This window comes from Pseudomonas sp. PI1, assembly GCF_000812405.1.
Taxonomy (GTDB): Bacteria; Pseudomonadota; Gammaproteobacteria; order Pseudomonadales; family Pseudomonadaceae; genus Pseudomonas; species Pseudomonas citronellolis.
This window is the reverse complement of the sequence record NZ_JWMC01000078.1, coordinates 166637-184125: the sequence shown is the minus strand read 5'-3', so window position 1 is coordinate 184125 and position 17489 is coordinate 166637. Positions and strand designations below refer to the sequence as shown.

The 17489-nt window shown below is 66.0% G+C and carries 16 protein-coding genes; 8 read left to right on the top strand and 8 right to left on the bottom strand.

Annotated elements, in window-relative coordinates; genetic code table 11:
- Positions 1 to 383, bottom strand: a 383-nt coding sequence (locus tag RN02_RS24885; RefSeq protein WP_043317623.1) for a two-partner secretion domain-containing protein, incomplete at its 3' end; no start/stop codon positions are given.
- 191 nt (positions 384 to 574) lie between these two features.
- Here RN02_RS24885 and RN02_RS24880 point away from each other — a divergent pair.
- The gene (locus tag RN02_RS24880; RefSeq protein ID WP_009613806.1) at positions 575 to 1222 is read left to right on the top strand and encodes a DUF746 domain-containing protein; all 648 of its coding nucleotides are present in this window, start codon (positions 575 to 577) and stop codon (positions 1220 to 1222) included.
- A gap of 54 nt (positions 1223 to 1276) precedes the next feature.
- Here the strand turns inward: RN02_RS24880 and typA are convergent, their stop codons facing one another.
- Both typA and thiI read right to left on the bottom strand, forming a co-directional pair.
- Entirely contained in the window at positions 1277 to 3097 is a 1821-nt protein-coding gene (gene typA / locus RN02_RS24875; RefSeq protein ID WP_009613807.1) for a translational GTPase TypA, read from the bottom strand.
- A 130-nt stretch (positions 3098 to 3227) separates the two neighbouring features.
- The gene (gene thiI / locus RN02_RS24870; RefSeq protein WP_043317620.1) at positions 3228 to 4733 is read right to left on the bottom strand and encodes a tRNA uracil 4-sulfurtransferase ThiI; all 1506 of its coding nucleotides are present in this window, start codon (positions 4731 to 4733) and stop codon (positions 3228 to 3230) included.
- Between the two features lie 332 nt (positions 4734 to 5065).
- On the opposite strand from thiI, the gene glnA reads away from it, so the two are divergent.
- Together glnA and RN02_RS24860 are read left to right on the top strand one after the other, a co-directional pair.
- Positions 5066 to 6475, top strand: a complete 1410-nt coding sequence (glnA, locus tag RN02_RS24865) for a glutamate--ammonia ligase (RefSeq protein ID WP_009613809.1) — start codon at positions 5066 to 5068, stop codon at positions 6473 to 6475.
- Positions 6476 to 6994: 519 nt separating this feature from the next.
- Positions 6995 to 9157: a mechanosensitive ion channel domain-containing protein gene (locus tag RN02_RS24860; RefSeq protein ID WP_407733545.1), complete on the top strand. Its 2163-nt coding sequence runs from the start codon at positions 6995 to 6997 to the stop codon at positions 9155 to 9157.
- Positions 9158 to 9172: 15 nt separating this feature from the next.
- Here the strand turns inward: RN02_RS24860 and RN02_RS24855 are convergent, their stop codons facing one another.
- Positions 9173 to 9943 (bottom strand): hypothetical protein, encoded by a 771-nt coding sequence (locus RN02_RS24855; RefSeq protein WP_043317616.1) that lies wholly within the window; start codon positions 9941 to 9943, stop codon positions 9173 to 9175.
- A 335-nt stretch (positions 9944 to 10278) separates the two neighbouring features.
- On the opposite strand from RN02_RS24855, the gene RN02_RS24850 reads away from it, so the two are divergent.
- The 4 genes from RN02_RS24850 (at position 10279) to ntrC (ending at position 14118) form a co-directional block, all read left to right on the top strand.
- Complete coding sequence (locus RN02_RS24850) at positions 10279 to 10824, top strand: DUF4124 domain-containing protein (RefSeq protein ID WP_043268363.1); 546 nt, start codon at positions 10279 to 10281, stop codon at positions 10822 to 10824.
- A complete protein-coding gene (locus tag RN02_RS24845) occupies positions 10824 to 11378 on the top strand; it encodes a DUF4124 domain-containing protein (RefSeq protein ID WP_043317613.1) in 555 nt (184 codons plus the stop codon). The genes RN02_RS24850 and RN02_RS24845 overlap by 1 nt, the downstream gene beginning before the upstream one ends.
- Before the next feature lie 230 nt (positions 11379 to 11608).
- Complete coding sequence (gene glnL / locus RN02_RS24840) at positions 11609 to 12691, top strand: nitrogen regulation protein NR(II) (RefSeq protein ID WP_009613815.1); 1083 nt, start codon at positions 11609 to 11611, stop codon at positions 12689 to 12691.
- Positions 12688 to 14118: a two-component system response regulator NtrC gene (ntrC, locus tag RN02_RS24835; RefSeq protein WP_009613816.1), complete on the top strand. Its 1431-nt coding sequence runs from the start codon at positions 12688 to 12690 to the stop codon at positions 14116 to 14118. Before glnL ends, ntrC begins: the two co-directional genes overlap by 4 nt.
- 548 nt (positions 14119 to 14666) lie before the next feature.
- Here the strand turns inward: ntrC and trmL are convergent.
- Positions 14667 to 15128, bottom strand: a complete 462-nt coding sequence (gene trmL, locus RN02_RS24830) for a tRNA (uridine(34)/cytosine(34)/5-carboxymethylaminomethyluridine(34)-2'-O)-methyltransferase TrmL (protein WP_043317611.1) — start codon at positions 15126 to 15128, stop codon at positions 14667 to 14669.
- Between trmL and RN02_RS24825 the strand changes: the two genes are divergently transcribed.
- A complete protein-coding gene (locus tag RN02_RS24825) occupies positions 15127 to 15576 on the top strand; it encodes a hypothetical protein (protein ID WP_043317609.1) in 450 nt (149 codons plus the stop codon). The genes trmL and RN02_RS24825 overlap by 2 nt on opposite strands.
- A 601-nt stretch (positions 15577 to 16177) precedes the next feature.
- Here RN02_RS24825 and secB read toward each other — a convergent pair.
- The 3 genes from secB to RN02_RS24810 are packed head-to-tail and all read right to left on the bottom strand — an operon-like array spanning position 16178 to position 17382.
- Entirely contained in the window at positions 16178 to 16663 is a 486-nt protein-coding gene (gene secB / locus RN02_RS24820; protein ID WP_043317607.1) for a protein-export chaperone SecB, read from the bottom strand.
- 40 nt (positions 16664 to 16703) lie between these two features.
- Positions 16704 to 16958: a glutaredoxin 3 gene (grxC, locus tag RN02_RS24815; RefSeq protein WP_009613820.1), complete on the bottom strand. Its 255-nt coding sequence runs from the start codon at positions 16956 to 16958 to the stop codon at positions 16704 to 16706.
- 1 nt (position 16959) lies between these two features.
- The gene (locus RN02_RS24810) at positions 16960 to 17382 is read right to left on the bottom strand and encodes a rhodanese-like domain-containing protein (protein ID WP_009613821.1); all 423 of its coding nucleotides are present in this window, start codon (positions 17380 to 17382) and stop codon (positions 16960 to 16962) included.
- Positions 17383 to 17489 lie beyond the last annotated feature (107 nt).

Sequence of the window (17489 nt, the reverse complement as noted above, 5' to 3'; positions counted from 1 at the left end):
ACTTCGGTGTAGCCCTTGAGTTGCGAGGGGCTGCCGCCGGTGACTTCGTTGAGGATCTTCTGCGCCGCCTGGCCCTTGAGGTTGGGGTTGCCGAGGATGATCCCGCCCAGCTGGGTGCCCTGGGTCTTGCCGGTGGCGTTGTTGAGGATCAGGCCCTGCTGGCCAACGCCGTAGTCGCTGAATTTATTGTGCGACAGGCCCGCGCCGTTGGGCGTGGCGATGTTGACGATGGGCACGCCGTTGCCCGCCGCACCCAGGCTGGTGTTGCCACCGGCGGCCGCGTCCACCGCTAACTGGGCGGCGGTCGTGACTATCGGGTTGAGGATCAGCAGGCCGGCCAGGGCGCTGGCGATGGCCTGATAGAAGGGGCGACGGATGTCCATATCGGGGGGCTCGCGCGGGGTAATCGTTGACCCGGCGGACTCTATTCCCCTACTCGGCATGGGGCCTTGAGGAGTTCCAGCCTCCTTACGTAGGCCTTTTCCGAACTATGCCCAGTCACCCACGGAGCACATTCACAAGGCGCCGGCGCCGCAGCTCAAATAGCGCTCCGATGTCACGCAAAGCCCGCCCCATGCCCCGCCGCCAACTCGACCACGCCCTGCCCATCCTCGACCGTGGCCAGGACATCCCCCGGCACGAAGACCCCGCACTGACCGCCTTCCTGCAACGGCACATCGACGAAGTCCTGTCCAAGGACCCAACACCGCCGCCCTGCCATCACTGCGGCAGCCACCAGGTGGTGTTGCGCTACCGGGGCAGGCCGCCGAACGGCATTCCCTATTTCAATTGCCGGCACTGCGGCAAGGGCTTCAACCGGCGTACCGGTACGGCGCTGCAGAGCTTCCTGCGCTGCGACAAGCTGGAGGCGTTCCTGCCCCTGCTGTCGCAACAACGCTCGATCGCCAATGCCAGCGAACGGCTGGGGGTGTCGCACAGGATGCTGTCCCGCTGGGTCAGGGTGTTCCGCCAGTGGCTGCTGAGGCTCGACCCCAGCGGCGAGTGGGAGGCGAAGGTCAAGCTGGGCATGCGGCCCGAACTGCCTGCCCTGGAATGCCCACGCTGTGGCAACCGCGAGCACTTTTTCCGCTTGGGCTTCGTCGACGGCAGGCACCAGGGCAAGCGGATGTTTCAGTGCAAGGCTTGCCGGCGCTGCGTGAGCGAGCCGGACGAGCATTTCAGGATGCGCATCGCAAGCCGGGCAGGCGCCACGGAAAAATGAAAAAAGGCCCCGCCGGATCGCTCCGGCGGGGCCTTCTTCATGCTGCGGTCGGGATCAGACCTTGGCGCGTTCGTAGCGCTTGCGGTCGTTCTCGTTCAGCAGTTTCTTGCGCAGGCGGATGGACTTCGGCGTCACTTCCACCAGTTCGTCGTCGGCGATGAATTCCAGCGCCTGCTCCAGGGTGAAGCGGATCGGCGGAACCAGGGCGATGACTTCGTCCTTGCCGGACGCGCGCATGTTGTCGAGCTTCTTGCCCTTGGTGGGGTTGATCACCAGGTCGTTGTCGCGGCTGTTGATGCCGGCCAGCTGGCCTTCGTAGATCTCATCGCCCGGGCCGAGGAACAGCTTGCCGCGGCTCTGCAGGGTTTCCAGCGAGTAGGTCAGCGCGGTGCCGGTGGCCATGGAGACCAGTACGCCGTTCTGGCGGTTGCTGACTTCGCCGGCCTTGATCGGGCCGTAGTGGCTGAAGGTCGAGGTCAGGATGCCGGTGCCCGAGGTCAGGGTCAGGAAGTTGTTGCGGAAGCCGATCAGGCCGCGCGCCGGGATGGTGTATTCCAGGCGCACGCGGCCCTTGCCGTCGGGGATCATGTTGCTCAGATCGCCCTTGCGCAGGCCCATCTGTTCCATCACCGAGCCCTGGTGCTGCTCTTCGATGTCGATGGTGACGTTCTCGTAGGGCTCCTGCTTCTCGCCGGCCTCGTTCTCGATGATCACCACTTCCGGACGGCCCACGGCCATCTCGAAGCCTTCGCGGCGCATGGTTTCGATCAGCACGGACAGATGCAGCTCGCCACGGCCGGAAACCTTGAACTTCTCCGGGCTGTCGCCTTGCTCGACGCGCAGGGCCACGTTGTGCAGCAGTTCCTTCTCCAGGCGCTCCTTGATGTTGCGGCTGGTGACGAACTTGCCTTCCTTGCCGGCGAACGGCGAGTCGTTGACCTGGAAGGTCATGCTCACGGTCGGCTGGTCGACGGTCAGCGGCGGCAGGGCCTCGACGTTCTGCGGGTCGCACAGGGTGTCGGAGATGAACAGTTCTTCCATGCCCGAGACGCAGACGATGTCGCCGGCTTCGGCTTCCGGCACTTCGACGCGCTGCAGGCCGGAGTGGCCCATGATCTTCAGGATGCGGCCGTTGCGCTTGCTGCCGTCGTCGCTGACCGCCACCACCGGGGTGTTGGACTTGACCTTGCCGCGGGTGATGCGGCCAATGCCGATCACGCCGAGGAAGCTGTTGTAGTCCAGCTGCGAGATCTGCATCTGGAACGGGCCGTCGACGTCGACCACCGGGGCCGGGACGTGGTCGATGATCGCCTGGAACAGGGCGTCCATGTTGTCGTCCATCTTCTCGTGGTCCATGCCGGCGATGCCGTTCAGGGCGCTGGCGTAGACGATCGGGAAGTCGAGCTGCTCATCGGTGGCGCCGAGGTTGTCGAACAGGTCGAAGATCTGGTCGATGACCCAGTCCGGACGCGCGCCGGGGCGGTCGATCTTGTTGACCACGACGATCGGGCGCAGGCCGGCCTTGAAGGCCTTCTGGGTCACGAAGCGGGTCTGCGGCATGGGGCCGTCCTGGGCGTCGACCACCAGCAGCACGGAGTCGACCATGCTCATCACGCGCTCCACCTCGCCACCGAAGTCGGCGTGGCCGGGGGTGTCGACGATGTTGATGTTGTAGCCGTTCCACTTGATCGCGGTGTTCTTCGCCAGGATGGTGATGCCGCGTTCCTTTTCCTGGTCGTTGGAGTCCATCACGCGCTCGGATTCCGCTTCTTTGCGGTCGAGGGTGCCGGACAGCTTCAGCAGCTTGTCCACCAGGGTGGTCTTGCCATGGTCGACGTGGGCGATGATGGCGATGTTGCGGAGATTTTCGATCACGGTGTCTGTCTCGGTAAAAAGTAGCTTCAAGCTGCAAGCCACAAGCGGCAAGCAGGTGGAAATATCGTTCAGGTACGAACGTCCGGAGGATGCCTGCGCCAGGTTGCGTTTCGACTGATGCGGCACAGGATCATGCGGGACCGCTCTTCTCTTGCAGCTTGCCGCTTACAGCTTGCAGCTGCCCAACGGGCCTGTAGACCCGCACATTGGTGTGCCCTTCGTTGACCAGGTGATGGGCGTGCAGGCGGCTCATCACGCCCTTGTCGCAATACAGGAGGTACTGGCGGTTGGGGTCCAGTTCCTTGAACTTGCTGTTGATCGCGTAGAACGGCATGGCCAGCACTTCGATGCCTTCCAGCGCCAGGGGTTCATCTTCCTGGGCGTCGGGGTGGCGGATGTCGACCACGATCTGCCCGGGCAGCACCTCGTCGACCATCTCAACCGGCAGGTCCTTGCCCAGCTCGTCGATGACGCGGTCGACGGTCATCTGGGTGGCGCGCTCCAGGGCGCGGTCGAGCACGGCCATGTCGAACTTGGTCTCTTCGTGCTCGACGCGGTAGGGCTTGGCCTGGGTGGTCGGGTTCACCGAGATCACGCCGCAGTACTCGGGCATGTGCTTGGCGAACTCTGCGGTGCCGATCCTGGTCGCGGTGTCGATGATGTCCTGCTTGTGGCTGACGATCAGCGGGCGCAGCACCAGGGTGTCGGTCACCCGGTCGATCACCGAGAGGTTCGGCAGCGTCTGGCTGGACACCTGGGAGATCGACTCGCCGGTGACCAGCGCGTGCAGCTCCAGGCGCTCGGCCACGCGGCTGGCGGCGCGCAGCATCATGCGTTTGAGGGTCACGCCCATGTAGCTGTCGTCGACCTTGGTGAGAATCTCGCCGACCACTTCCTCGAAGGGCACGCTGACGAACAGCACGCGCTGCGAGCGGCCGAACTTCTCCCACAGGTAGTGGGCCACTTCCATCACGCCCAGTTCGTGGGCGCGGCCGCCGAGGTTGAAGAACACGAAGTGGCTGATCAGGCCGCGGCGCATCATCTGGTAGGCCGCCACGGTGGAGTCGAAGCCGCCGGACATCAGCACCAGCACCTGCTCCAGGGCGCCCAGCGGGTAACCGCCCAGGCCCTCGTGCTGGGCGTGGATGACGTACAGGCGGTCGTGGCGGATTTCCACGCGTACCTGCACTTCCGGGTTCTTCAGAGATACCCCGGCCGCGCCGCAGTGCTGGCGCAGGCCGCCGCCGACGTAGCGTTCCACGTCCATGGAGGTGAAGGCGTGCTTGCCAGCGCGCTTGCAGCGCATGGAGAAGACCTTGCCCGGCAACAGGTGGCCGAAGTGCTGCTTGCACTTCTCGAGGATGTCGTCGAAGTCGCCCAGCGGGTATTCGTGCACTTCCAGGAAGTGGCCGATGCCCGGCACGCAGGTCAGGCGCTCGATTATCTCGCGCAGGGCCTTGGCGTCGGTCACCCGGGTTTCCACTTCAAGATTGTCCCACTCGCCCTCGACCAGCAGCGCCGGGTCCAGGTCGCGCAGCACGGTGCGGATGTTCTTCGCGAGCTGGCGGATGAAGCGCTTGCGCACCGGCCGGCTCTTGATGGTGATTTCCTGGAAGACCTTGACGATGAGTTTCATGCGAGAAAAGGCACGAGCCCGAAGGGACGAAAAAAAGGGGCGGAATTGTACCTGAAATTGCTCAAGACTTGAGCAGTCGAGCGCAGATTCTTTTTGGTGCACCAAAATGGACGCATGCACCATCGTGTAGCACCAAATCGGTGCAACAATTCCGTCATTCGCGCCAGCTACCGTGCGCAAAGCCCTGTAGCGCGGGGCCCTGTCCAAAATCGGGCACTGGCACGCTACTTGCTCTCTTGTGAGGCAGGTTGCCCTGGCGGAGTATTCCGGCCGGCATCACCCGATACTGGGGCACAGAAAGCTCCCAGCTCTAATCCCTCCTGGAGGACAGCATGTCGTACAAGTCGCACCAACTGATCAAAGACCATGACGTGAAGTGGGTAGACCTGCGCTTCACCGATACCAAAGGCAAGCAGCAGCACGTCACCATGCCGGCCCGCGACGCGCTGGACGATGACTTCTTCGAAGCCGGCAAGATGTTCGACGGCTCCTCCATCGCCGGCTGGAAAGGCATCGAAGCCTCCGACATGATCCTGCTGCCGGACGACAGCACCGCCGTGCTGGACCCGTTCACCGAAGAGCCGACCCTGATCCTGGTGTGCGACATCATCGAGCCGAGCACCATGCAAGGCTACGAGCGCGACCCGCGCAACATCGCCAAGCGTGCCGAGGAATACCTGAAGTCCACCGGCATCGGCGACACCGTCTTCGTCGGCCCGGAGCCGGAGTTCTTCATCTTCGACGAAGTGAAGTTCAAGTCCGACATCTCCGGCTCGATGTTCAAGATCTTCTCCGAGCAGGCTTCCTGGAACACCGACGCCGACATCGAGTCGGGCAACAAGGGCCACCGTCCGGGCGTGAAGGGCGGCTACTTCCCGGTACCGCCGGTCGACCACGACCACGAAATCCGTACCGCCATGTGCAACGCCCTGGAAGAAATGGGCCTGGTGGTCGAAGTTCACCACCACGAAGTCGCCACCGCCGGCCAGAACGAAATCGGTGTGAAGTTCAACACCCTGGTAGCCAAGGCCGACGAAGTCCAGACCCTGAAGTACTGCGTGCACAACGTCGCCGACGCCTACGGCAAGACCGTGACCTTCATGCCGAAGCCACTGTACGGCGACAACGGCTCGGGCATGCACGTGCACATGTCCATCTCCAAGGATGGCAAGAACACCTTCGCTGGCGAAGGCTATGCCGGCCTGTCCGACACCGCCCTGTACTTCATCGGCGGCATCATCAAGCACGGCAAGGCCCTGAACGGCTTCACCAACCCGTCGACCAACTCCTACAAGCGCCTGGTCCCGGGCTTCGAAGCCCCGGTCATGCTGGCCTACTCGGCCCGCAACCGTTCCGCCTCGATCCGTATCCCCTACGTCACCAGCCCGAAAGCCCGCCGCATCGAAGCGCGCTTCCCGGACCCGGCGGCCAACCCCTACCTGTGCTTCGCCGCGCTGCTGATGGCCGGCCTGGACGGCATCCAGAACAAGATCCACCCCGGCGATGCCGCCGACAAGAACCTGTACGACCTGCCGCCGGAAGAGGCGAAGGAAATCCCGCAGGTTTGCGGCAGCCTGAAAGAGGCGCTGGAAGAACTCGACAAGGGCCGCGCGTTCCTGACCAAGGGCGGCGTGTTCACCGACGAGTTCATCGATGCCTACATCGAGCTGAAGTCCGAGGAAGAAATCAAGGTGCGCACCTTCGTGCACCCGCTGGAATACGACCTGTACTACAGCGTCTGATCCACGAATACCTATAAGTAGCGGCAACATTAAGGCCTCCTTCGGGAGGCCTTTTTTATTGTTGGCGTTCCGGACTGTCGCTTTTCGTAGGAGCGAGGGGGACGCCTAGTTCTTGCTCGCGAAGGAGTTCTGTCGGCGGGGACTGTGCGCACCCTGCCCGCGATTCGCGCGCAGGGTGCGCTCCTACAGGGACACGACGCGGCTGGGGCAGCGCAGGAGCGGATCTCATCCGCGAAACGCGCCGATACGTCCGGCTATCGCGGACAAGGTCCGCTCCTACGCCCTCCGGCAAGCACAAGACCCGTAGGATGGCGTTGAGCGAAGCGATACCCATCACCATGGCAGCATGGGTATCGCAAGCTCAACCCATCCTACGAAGAGTGCCTCGGCGCAAGGCAGTCGCTCCTACAAAGCGAGCATCTCCCCTCCAATTCGGCTCAGCCCCCCGCATCTGTATGATGTGCCGAGTTTCGCCCTGCTCCGGAGTACCCGTTCGTGACCGATCTTCTTCGCCGCTTCTTGCTGCTGTGCTGCTTCAGCCTGGGCCTGCTCCTCGCCGGGCCGGCGTCCGCCGCGCTGCCCAGCATCCCCGGCGTGACCGGTGGCGATGCCAAGGTCAGCGAGGCGCAGTTGCAGCAATCGCTGGACCAGGTGATCAAGACCCTGGAGAACGACCAGCAGCGCAGCGACCTGCTGAAGAAGCTCAAGCAGCTGCGCGACGCCACCAAGAAGGGCGCGGAGGACCAGAGCGGCGTGCTCGGCCTGCTCGGCGACACCCTGGGCAGCCTGGAGAAGCGCTTCGAAGGCGCCAACAGCCCGACGCTGCGCTGGAGCGGCCTGTTCCAGCAGGCCGGCGTGGAGCTGCGGGAGCGCACGCCGTCCTGGCAGGAATGGCCGGGGATGATCCTCGACTTCTCCCTGGTGCTCCTCCTCTGGGCCTGCCTGGCCCTGGGCCTGCGCTGGCTGGCGCGGCGCATGCGCGAGCGCTTCGGCCTGGCCGACGAACTGCCCCAGCACCCCAAGACCCGCGACCTGCTGCTGTTCGCCCTGCGCAAGCTGGGGCCCTGGCTGGTGGCCTTCCTGATCACCGTGTACCTCTCCGTGGTGCTGCCCAGCTCCCTGGGCAAGCTGCTGGCCATGGTGATCGCCTACGTGCTGGTGTGCGGCACGCTGTTCTCCGCGCTCTGCGTGATCTCCCTGTCGCTGCTCGGCGGCCCGCACCGCACGCGCGCCCTGGACATCCTGCGGCGCCGCGCCTTCCGCCCGCTGTGGCTGATCGGCAGCCTGGCCGCCCTGGGCGAGGTGATGCACGACCCGCGGGTGACCGACAGCCTCGGGCAGAACACCGCGCTGACCGTGGGCTCGCTGGCGAACATCTGCGCCGCGCTGTTCACCGCCCTGTTCGTCCTGCAGTTCCGCCGGCCCATCGCCCACCTGATCCGCAACCAGCCGCTGGAGCGCCGCCTCAAGCGCCGCAGCCTGCACGAGCTGGTGGAGCTGGTCGGCTCGCTGTGGTACGTGCCGGTCCTGCTGCTGGTGGGCATCTCGCTGTTCGCTACCGTGGTCACCGCCGGCGACAGCAGCTACGCCCTGCGCCGGGCCCTGCTGTGCGCGCTGATCGCGGTGGTGGCGATGACCGTCAACGGCCTGATCCGCCGCGCCCACCTGCGCTCGGCGCAACGCAGCAGCCGGCGCAGCGCGCCCTACATCGAGCAGTTGCAGAACTTCGGCTACACCCTGCTGCACCTGGCCACCCTGCTGGTGTTCCTGGAAGTGGGCCTGCGCGTCTGGGGCATGTCGCTGATCGGCTTCGCCGAGGGCGACGGCTCGCAGATCAGCCTCAAGCTGATCAGCTTCGGCAGCACCCTGCTGGTGGCCTGGCTGATCTGGATTCTCACCGACACCGCGGTGCAGCACAGCCTCGGCCTGGGCGGGAAGAACCGCGCCAACACCCGCGCGCTGACCATGCTGCCGCTGATCCGCAACGTGCTGTTCATCACCATCGCGGTGATCGCGCTGATAGTCGCGCTGGCCAACATGGGCATGAACGTCACGCCGCTGCTGGCCGGCGCCGGCGTCATCGGCCTGGCCATCGGCTTCGGCGCGCAGTCGCTGGTGGCCGACCTGATCACCGGGCTGTTCATCATCATCGAGGACTCGCTGTCGATCGACGACTACGTCGACGTCGGCGGCCACCTCGGCACGGTCGAGGGCCTGACCATCCGCACCGTGCGCCTGCGCGACCTGGACGGGGTGGTGCACACCATCCCGTTCAGCGAGATCAAGAGCATCAAGAACTACTCGCGGCAGTTCGGCTACGCCATGTTCCGCTGGCCGGTGCCGGCGAGCATGCCGATCGACGACGCCCTGGCGCTGGTGAAAGACGTGGCCGGCGAGCTGCGCAACGACCGCACCATCAACCGGGCGATCTGGTCGCCGCTGGAAATGCAGGGCGTCGAGAGCTTCGACAACGGCCAGGCGATCCTGCGCTTCCGCTTCAAGACCGCGCCGATCCGCCAGTGGGAAGTGCAGCGCGCCTTCAACCTGCGCCTGCGCCAGAAGCTGGACAAGGCCGGGCTGGAACTGGCCATGCCGCGCCTGAACGTGCAGCTCTCACGCATGCGCAAGCCGCGCGAGGAAGGCCCGCAGGACCACGCCGAGCCCGCCGACGGCGGCATCTGAGGCCGCCGGCGCGGTTCAGACCGGCTCGCGCGGGGCCTCGGCGCCGGCCCGGGCATTGACCTGGGCGCCCTTCTCGGCCGTCACCTGGCCATAGACCTTGCAGCCCTCGTTGATCCGCACCCGCTCGGCGTTGATGCTGGTCGGCGAGCCCTGCGCGCCGACCACGCAATCGCGCCCCAGGCTGACGCTGCGCCCGGCGCTCAGCGGCCCGGCGACGCGCGAGCGGCGGCCGACGCGCACCGAACCCCGGGCCAGGATGGCGCCGGCCACTTCCGCGCCTTCGTCCATCCACACGCCACCCTCGACCCGCACCGAGCCGAGCACGCGGGAATAGCGGCCGAGATACAGGTCGCCGCGCACCAGCAGGTCGCCTTCCTGGCAGCCGCCGGCGGCCACGCGGTACTCGCCCTCCTCGACCTGGCGCCGGCCGCTGCCGGCAGCGACGATTCCGGTCGGCGTGCGCGAACAGTCGCCGAAGCGGATCTCGCCCGCGCAGATGCGCCAGAACTGCAGCGGCGGGCGGATGCGCACCAGCCCCTCCACCACCAGCGGCCCGTGCAGGCAGCGATCGGCCGGGTGCAGGCCCAGCGGCAGGTAGAGCAGGTTGTTCGGCGCCGTGCTGGCCTGCGGTTTCGGCAACGACGGCGGCTCGGGCAGTTCGCAGGCGTGCCAGGTGGCCGCGGCGGCGCCGGCCGGCACGCTGGCGGTGCTGACGACGGGCAGCGGCAACAGGCGCGGCAAGGCCACCAGCAACAGGGCGATGAACAGCGGCAGCAGGAGGGTCATGCTCGGCGCCTCCCGCTGAAGGGGCCGGCCCGCAGGCGGCGGGACGAAGGGATGGACATGGCGTTCACTCCGGGCGCCCCGGCGAAGGGGCGCGCGTACGATTCAGTGCGCCTATCTCAAGCCATGCCCCGGGAAGTACCCTTGACATTTGTCAGAAAACGCAGAGATCAACAACGAAACCACGCTAGATATCAAATAAGTTCGACAAAAGCAGCAGCACTCCGTCGGCTGCGCACTGTTAACTCCCGCGCAAACCCGGCGGCGTGATGGCGTTTCACTTGCCACCCGTCGGCGCCGATGCAAGGCTTAGCCCATTGTCTTCCGGGAGATCACGCATGCGCGTGCCAGTCCTCTGCCTGCTGCTCGCCCTGGCCGTGCCGGCCAGCGCGCAGATCTACAAGTACACCGACGCCAACGGCAAGACGGTATTCACCAACCAGCCGCCCAGCGGCGTGGACGCCAAGCCGGTGGAACTGCCGCCGACCAATACCGTGGGCGCCCAGCAGCCCGGCGCGCCCATGGGCAGCGGCGATGGCGAGCAGCGCCAGGCCCGCTACGCCATCCTGGCCATCACCGGGCTGCCCGACGAGGAGGCCCTGCGCGCCAACAACGGCAACTTCGACGTCGAGGTGGCCATCCAGCCGCAACTGGCCATGGGCGACCGCCTGCAACTGCGTCTGGACGGCCAGCCCTACGGCGCGCCCAGCAGCTCCACGCGCTTCAGCCTGAACAACCTCGAACGCGGCGACCACAGCCTCTCGGTGGACGTGGTGCAGGGCGACCGTGTGCTGCAGTCCAGCGCGCCGGTGAACTTCACCCTGCAGCGCATCAGCACCAACAGCCCCGCGCGCGTCCGGCCCATGCCGAGGAGCGGCAACTGATGAAACGCGCCCTGCTGCTCGGCCTGCTCCTGCTGGCGGCGTTCCAGGCCAGCGCCGAGGTCTATACCTACATCGACAAGGACGGCAACCGCGTCTTCACCGACCAGCCCAGGCGCAGCAACGCCCAGCGCCTGAACCTGGCGCCGCCCAACGGCATGCCGAACATGCCCCCGCCGCTGTACGCGCCCGCCGCTTCGGCCCTGCCGCCGCAACCGCCGCAATACCAGGTGCTGCGCATCCTGGTGCCCGAGCCCGACGCCACCGTCCGCGCCAACAACGGCGAGCTGATCGTCACCGTCTCCAGCGACCCCAACCTGCTGCCCGGGCACAACTTCCGGCTGTTCCTCGATGGCGTTCCGGTGGGCGAGCCCAGCCGCAGCCCGGTGTTCCCCCTGCACAACCTCGATCGCGGCACCCACCAGCTGTCGGTGGAAATCCTCGACCAGCGCGGCCAGACACTGGAACAGACGCCCAACCAGCCGTTCCACATGAAGCGCGTGTCGGTCGCCGAAAGCGACGCCGGTGAGCGGCCCGCCCTGGCATCGCGCCCCTGAACCCAGCGAATTTTCGCGCGCCCTCTTAAGAAGCCTTCCCTGAAGATGCGCACCACTTTGGTGCGCGCGCCTGCACCACTTTCTATACTCTCCCCATTTCAGGTCACGCTGACGGCCCGTTTTCCTTGAGGAAATGCCACGAGTCGGCGCAGATCGCGGCCTGGCGCGTCTTTTCGGGGCTTGGTTTGCTTTTTGCATTTTCCTGCCCAACCTTGGAACGCCTGTCCGCCATGCCTACAGAAACCCAGCTCAGACTGTTGCTCGACAACCTCACCACGGCGGTGATCCTGCTCAACGCCGAACTGCGCCTGGAGTACATGAACCCGGCCGCCGAGATGCTCCTGGCGGTCAGCGGCCAACGTAGCCACGGGCAGTTCATCAGCGAGCTGTTCACCGAATCCCAGGAGGCCCTGCAGTCGCTGCGCCAGGCGGTGGAGGAAGCGCACCCGTTCACCAAGCGCGAAGCCACGCTGACCTCGCTCACCGGCCAGAGCATCACCGTCGACTACGCGGTGACGCCCATCCTCAACCGCCGCGAGACCCTGCTGCTGCTGGAAGTCCACCCGCGCGACCGGCTGATGCGCATCACCAAGGAAGAGGCCCAGCTGTCCAAGCAGGAGACCACCAAGCTGCTGGTGCGCGGCCTGGCCCACGAGATCAAGAACCCCCTGGGCGGCATCCGCGGCGCGGCCCAGCTGCTGTCCCGCGAGTTGCCGGACGAGTCGCTCAAGGACTACACCAACGTCATCATCGAGGAGGCCGACCGCCTGCGGAACCTGGTGGACCGCATGCTCGGCTCGAACAAGCTGCCGCAACTGCGGGTGACCAACATCCACGAAGTGCTGGAACACGTCTGCAGCCTGGTGGGCGCCGAGACCCAGGGCAGCATCCCGCTGATCCGCGACTACGACCCGAGCATTCCCGACCTGCTGCTCGACCGCGAGCAGATGATCCAGGCGGTGCTCAACATCGTGCGCAACGCCATGCAGGCCATCGCCGCGCACAACGAACTGCGCCTGGGCCGCATCACCCTGCGCACCCGCACCCTGCGCCAGTTCACCATCGGCCACACGCGCCACCGCCTGGTGTGCAAGGTGGAGATCATCGACAACGGCCCGGGCATCCCGGCCGAGCTGCAGGACACCATCTTCTACCCCATGGTCAGCGGCCGCCCGGACGGCACCGGGCTGGGCCTGGCCATCACCCAGAACATCATCAGCCAGCACCAGGGGCTGGTCGAATGCGAGAGCCACCCCGGCCACACCGTATTCAGTCTGTTCCTGCCCCTGGAACAAGGAGTGCACCACCCATGAGCCGTTCAGAGACCGTCTGGATCGTCGACGACGACCGCTCCATCCGCTGGGTACTGGAAAAAGCCCTGCAACAGGAAGGCATGACCACCGTCAGCTTCGAGAACGCCGATAGCGTCATCCACCGCCTCGGCCGGCAGCAGCCGGACGTGATCATCTCGGACATCCGCATGCCCGGCTCCAGCGGCCTCGACCTGCTGGCGCAGATCCGCGAGCTGCACCCGCGCCTGCCGGTGATCATCATGACAGCCCATTCGGACCTGGACAGCGCAGTGGCCTCCTACCAGGGCGGCGCCTTCGAATACCTGCCCAAGCCGTTCGACGTCGACGAGGCCGTGTCCCTGGTCAAGCGCGCCAACCAGCACGCCCAGGAGCAGCAGGGCCTGGAGGCGCCGGCCAACCAGGCGCGCACCCCGGAGATCATCGGCGAAGCGCCGGCGATGCAGGAGGTGTTCCGCGCCATCGGCCGCCTCAGCCACTCCAACATCACCGTGCTGATCAACGGCGAGTCGGGCACCGGCAAGGAACTGGTCGCCCACGCCCTGCACCGCCACAGCCCGCGCGCGGCCGAGCCGTTCATCGCGCTGAACATGGCGGCGATCCCCAAGGACCTGATGGAGTCCGAACTGTTCGGCCACGAGAAGGGCGCCTTCACCGGCGCCGCCGCGCAGCGCCGCGGGCGCTTCGAGCAGGCCGACGGCGGCACCCTGTTCCTCGACGAGATCGGCGACATGCCGGCCGACACCCAGACGCGCCTGCTGCGCGTGCTGGCCGACGGCGAGTTCTACCGCGTCGGCGGCCACACCCCGGTGAAGGTCGACGTGCGCATCATCGCCGCGACGCACCAGAACCTGGAAAACCTGGTGCGCGAGGGCAAGTTCCGCGAGGACCTGTTCCACCGCCTGAACGTCATCCGCATCCACATCCCGCGCCTGGCCGACCGCCGCGAGGACATCCCGGCGCTGGCCCGGCACTTCCTCGCCCGCGCCGCGCAAGAGCTGGCGGTGGAGCCCAAGCTGCTCAAGCCCGAGACCGAGGACTACCTGAAGAACCTCGGTTGGCCGGGCAACGTGCGCCAGTTGGAGAACACCTGCCGCTGGATCACCGTGATGGCCTCCGGCCGCGAAGTGCACATCGACGACCTGCCGCCGGAGCTGCTGACCCAGCCCCAGGACAGCCTGCCGGCGGCCAACTGGGAACAGGCCCTGCGCCACTGGGCCGACCAGGCCCTGGGCCGCGGCCAGTCGAGCCTGCTGGACAGCGCCGTGCCGGCCTTCGAGCGGATCATGATCGAGACCGCCCTGAAGCACACCGCCGGCCGCCGCCGCGACGCCGCCGTGCTGCTGGGCTGGGGAAGGAACACCTTGACGCGCAAGATCAAGGAACTGGGCATGAAAGTGGACGGCCCGGACGACGAAGGCGACGACTGAAGCGCCGTTGGAGCGATCGAAGGGGCCTGCGGGCCCCTTTTTCGTGGGGGAGTGTTCTTGCACCTTGTAGGAGCGAGCTTGCTCGCGAAGGGAGTTTCCAGGCGGCCTTGGTATTTCGGTTTGACTCCGCTCCCTCTCCCCAACCCTCTCCCTGAAGGGAGAGGGGGCTTGTCCGTGCCGGCTGAAAGCAAGGTTTCAGCCGGACACCACAATATCCAGCTGACTCCAGAGTATCCAAGCACACCGAACGGTCCCCTCTCCCTTCAGGGAGAGGGCTAGGGAGAGGGCGTTCTTCAGGACACGCACCGTCTCGATCGGCAGAACACCCTTCACGAAAATACCCCCAGAACCTGTGGATAACCCTGTGCACAGCCCGGGGATCGATCCCCCCGCAGCCCAGGCCCCGCGCCCCCTACAGCCCCGGCTGAATTCTGTGCAGGATTTCCCGCGTTGCCCACAACCGCTGTGCGCCCACCTGTGGACAACCTTGGGATGAATGGCTGCGGCGCAGGCCCCACGGGCCCTGCACCAGATCGATCAATCGCTGCTCAATCCATGGCGAAGCCGAGCTGGCGCCAGGCTTCATAGACAGTCACTGCGACCGTGTTGGACAGGTTCAGGCTGCGGCTATCCGGGCGCATCGGCAGGCGCAGGCGCTGCTCCGGCGGTAGCGCGTTGCGCACTTCTTCCGGCAGGCCGCGGCTTTCCGGGCCGAACAGGAAGGCGTCGCCACGCTGGTAGGCCACTTCGTGGAAAGCGTGGGAGCCCTTGGTGGTGAAGGCGAACAGCCGCGGGCGGCCGAGCTTATCCAGGCATTCCTCCAGGCTCGCATAGCGCTGCACCGGGGCGTATTCGTGATAATCCAGCCCGGCCCGGCGCAGGCGCTTGTCGTCCAGTTCGAAGCCCAGCGGCTCGATCAGGTGCAGGCTGCAGCCGGAATTGGCGCAGAGCCTGATAATGTTGCCGGTATTGGGTGGAATTTCCGGTTGGAAGAGGATGACGTGGAACATGCAGCGCTCCGGGCCTGAGGACGGCCGGCATTCTACTCCCGCGGCGGCGGATGTGCGGCCCCGGCCGTGGCTGCGGGTGTTTTCGGCGCTGGCCATCGGCGGGCTGATGATCGGCCTGATGCTCGGCCGCCTCACCGGGCCCACGCCGGGCGAGCCGCATCTGCTCGCCGTCCAGGCGCAGGACGGCGTCCTGCTGCTGCGCTTCGACCAGAGTGCCAGGGTCGAGGCCGGGCAGATCGAGGGCGCCCTGGCGCTGCGCGTGCAGGCGGCGGGCACGGCTGCGGAAGGCCAGATGCGCCTGGATGGCCAGCCGCTGCGCTGGCGCGTGGAGAACCGCGACGGGCAATTGTGGATAACCCTGCTCTCCACCCGCCACCTGGGCGGTAGCTGGGACAGCGAGGAGAAGGACGGGGACTGGGTGCTGCGGGTCCATCCGCAATTGCGCTGAGGGGGCCGGCGGCCAGCCTCGGGAAGAAAGAAGGGGATTCCCCGGCCTGCCTGAACCGAGGGCCCCGAAAGGGGCGGAGGCCGCATCGCGAACCTCCGGTGTAAAAAGGGGGTTTCCCCGGCCTGCCTGTACCAGGACCCCCGAACCGTTCACGCCTTCCACCGCATCGGGCCGCGGCGGCGCGCCTTGTGTAAAAGTGGGGTTTCCCCAGCCTGCCTGTACCGAGGCCCCCGAAATCGTTATTGGGACTATTGCAGGGGCTGTGCCAGTTTTGCCGACGATCTGGATTTCCCGCGCTGCACAGCCACGCAGGCCAGTATTCATGGAGCCTGCAGCAAATCTGCAAGTGAATTCCCTGGCACAAAAGGTATGGCCGAAATGCCCGCACGGGCTGGCCGAGAAGGCGCCTTGCTAGTGCACGCGCACCAAAGTTGAACGCGCCGGCCCCGATCTCCCCGTAGGATGGGTTGAGCGAAGCGATACCCATCGCCATGACCGCATGGGTTTCGCCAAGGCTCAACCCATCCTACGAAGAGCGCTTCGCTATCGGATGGGCAAAAGAAAAGGCGCCCTCGGGCGCCTTTCTTCGCTACGACGGACCTTACTGGACCGAAGGAATCTCGCCGGAAGCCTGCAGGCGGGCGATTTCCTGGGCGTACAGGGCGTCGAAGTTCACCGGCGAGAGCATCAGCGCCGGGAACGAGCCGCGCACCACCAGGCTGTCCAGGGCTTCGCGGGCGTAGGGGAAGAGGATGTTCGGGCAGAAGGCGCCCAGGGTGTGGCTCATGCTGGAGGCGTCCAGGCCCTTGATCAGGAAGATGCCGGCCTGCTGCACTTCGACGATGAAGGCCACGTCGTCCTTGTTCTTCACGGTCACCGAAACGGTCAGCACCACTTCGTAGAAGTCGCCGTCGAGCTGCTTCTGGCGGGTGTTCAGGTCCATGCTGATCGCCGGCTGCCATTCCTGGCGGAAGATTTCCGGAGCCTTCGGCGCTTCGAAGGACAGGTCGCGGATGTAGATGCGCTGCAGGGAGAACTGCGGGCCGTTTTCTTGCTCGTTGGCGCCGTTGCTAGCTTGCTCAGTCATTTCAGGACCTTCTTATGGCTCGTTTGCAGTAATAAGGGGATCACGCCGACAGCAGCGCATCCAGCTTGCCCGCGCGCTCCAGCGCGTACAGATCGTCGCAGCCGCCGACGTGGGTGCTGCCGATCCAGATTTGCGGTACCGAGGTACGGCCGGCCTTGCGGCTCATTTCGGCGCGCAGGTCGGGCTTGCCGTCCACGCCGATCTCCTCGTAGGCCACGCCCTTCTTGTCCAGCAGCGCCTTGGCGCGGATACAGTAGGGGCACCAGGCCGTGGTGTATATCAGAACCGCCTGCATCTCACTTCACCAGGGGCAGGTTGTCGCCGCGCCAGCTGCCGATGCCACCGCCCAGCTTGGCCACGTTGTAGCCGGCCTTCTTCAGCACGCCGCACCAGGTGCCCGCGTGCTGGCCCATGGCGTCGACCACGATGATGGTCTTGGCCTTGTGCTTGTCCAACTCGCTCATGCGGCTGTTCAGCTTGTCCGCCGGGATGTTCAGCGAGCCGGAGATGTGGCCGCCGGAGAACTCCTTGCTCGGGCGGATGTCCAGTACGACACCCTGCTCGGCATTGACCAGCGCGGTCAGCTCGCGGGTCGACAGCGCGCGGCCGGCCTTGTTCAGCTCGTGCAGTGCGAGCAGGACCAGGAGCACCACCAGGGCGCCGACCAGCAGGTAGTGATGGGTGGCGAATTCGATCAGACGGGGAAGGAACGACGACATGGCGCAAGGCATCCACAGGTAAAAATGCCGGCCAGTATACACGCGCCCTCCTGACGGCTGAACCCTGCCAATCATGGCGCCCGTCGCACCCAGACGGTAAAATGCCG

What these genes read in the sequence shown, in the direction of transcription:
- secB (WP_043317607.1), bottom strand. Translation starts at nt 16,663, where the DNA reads ATGACTGAGCAAGCTAGCAACGGCGCCAACGAGCAAGAAAACGGCCCG.
- RN02_RS24825 (WP_043317609.1), top strand. Translation starts at nt 15,127, where the DNA reads ATGCAGCGCTCCGGGCCTGAGGACGGCCGGCATTCTACTCCCGCGGCG.
- RN02_RS24850 (WP_043268363.1), top strand. Translation starts at nt 10,279, where the DNA reads ATGCGCGTGCCAGTCCTCTGCCTGCTGCTCGCCCTGGCCGTGCCGGCC.
- thiI (WP_043317620.1), bottom strand. Translation starts at nt 4,733, where the DNA reads ATGAAACTCATCGTCAAGGTCTTCCAGGAAATCACCATCAAGAGCCGG.
- RN02_RS24855 (WP_043317616.1), bottom strand. Translation starts at nt 9,943, where the DNA reads ATGACCCTCCTGCTGCCGCTGTTCATCGCCCTGTTGCTGGTGGCCTTG.
- grxC (WP_009613820.1), bottom strand. Translation starts at nt 16,958, where the DNA reads ATGCAGGCGGTTCTGATATACACCACGGCCTGGTGCCCCTACTGTATC.
- glnA (WP_009613809.1), top strand. Translation starts at nt 5,066, where the DNA reads ATGTCGTACAAGTCGCACCAACTGATCAAAGACCATGACGTGAAGTGG.
- RN02_RS24845 (WP_043317613.1), top strand. Translation starts at nt 10,824, where the DNA reads ATGAAACGCGCCCTGCTGCTCGGCCTGCTCCTGCTGGCGGCGTTCCAG.
- glnL (WP_009613815.1), top strand. Translation starts at nt 11,609, where the DNA reads ATGCCTACAGAAACCCAGCTCAGACTGTTGCTCGACAACCTCACCACG.
- RN02_RS24810 (WP_009613821.1), bottom strand. Translation starts at nt 17,382, where the DNA reads ATGTCGTCGTTCCTTCCCCGTCTGATCGAATTCGCCACCCATCACTAC.
- trmL (WP_043317611.1), bottom strand. Translation starts at nt 15,128, where the DNA reads ATGTTCCACGTCATCCTCTTCCAACCGGAAATTCCACCCAATACCGGC.
- RN02_RS24880 (WP_009613806.1), top strand. Translation starts at nt 575, where the DNA reads ATGCCCCGCCGCCAACTCGACCACGCCCTGCCCATCCTCGACCGTGGC.
- ntrC (WP_009613816.1), top strand. Translation starts at nt 12,688, where the DNA reads ATGAGCCGTTCAGAGACCGTCTGGATCGTCGACGACGACCGCTCCATC.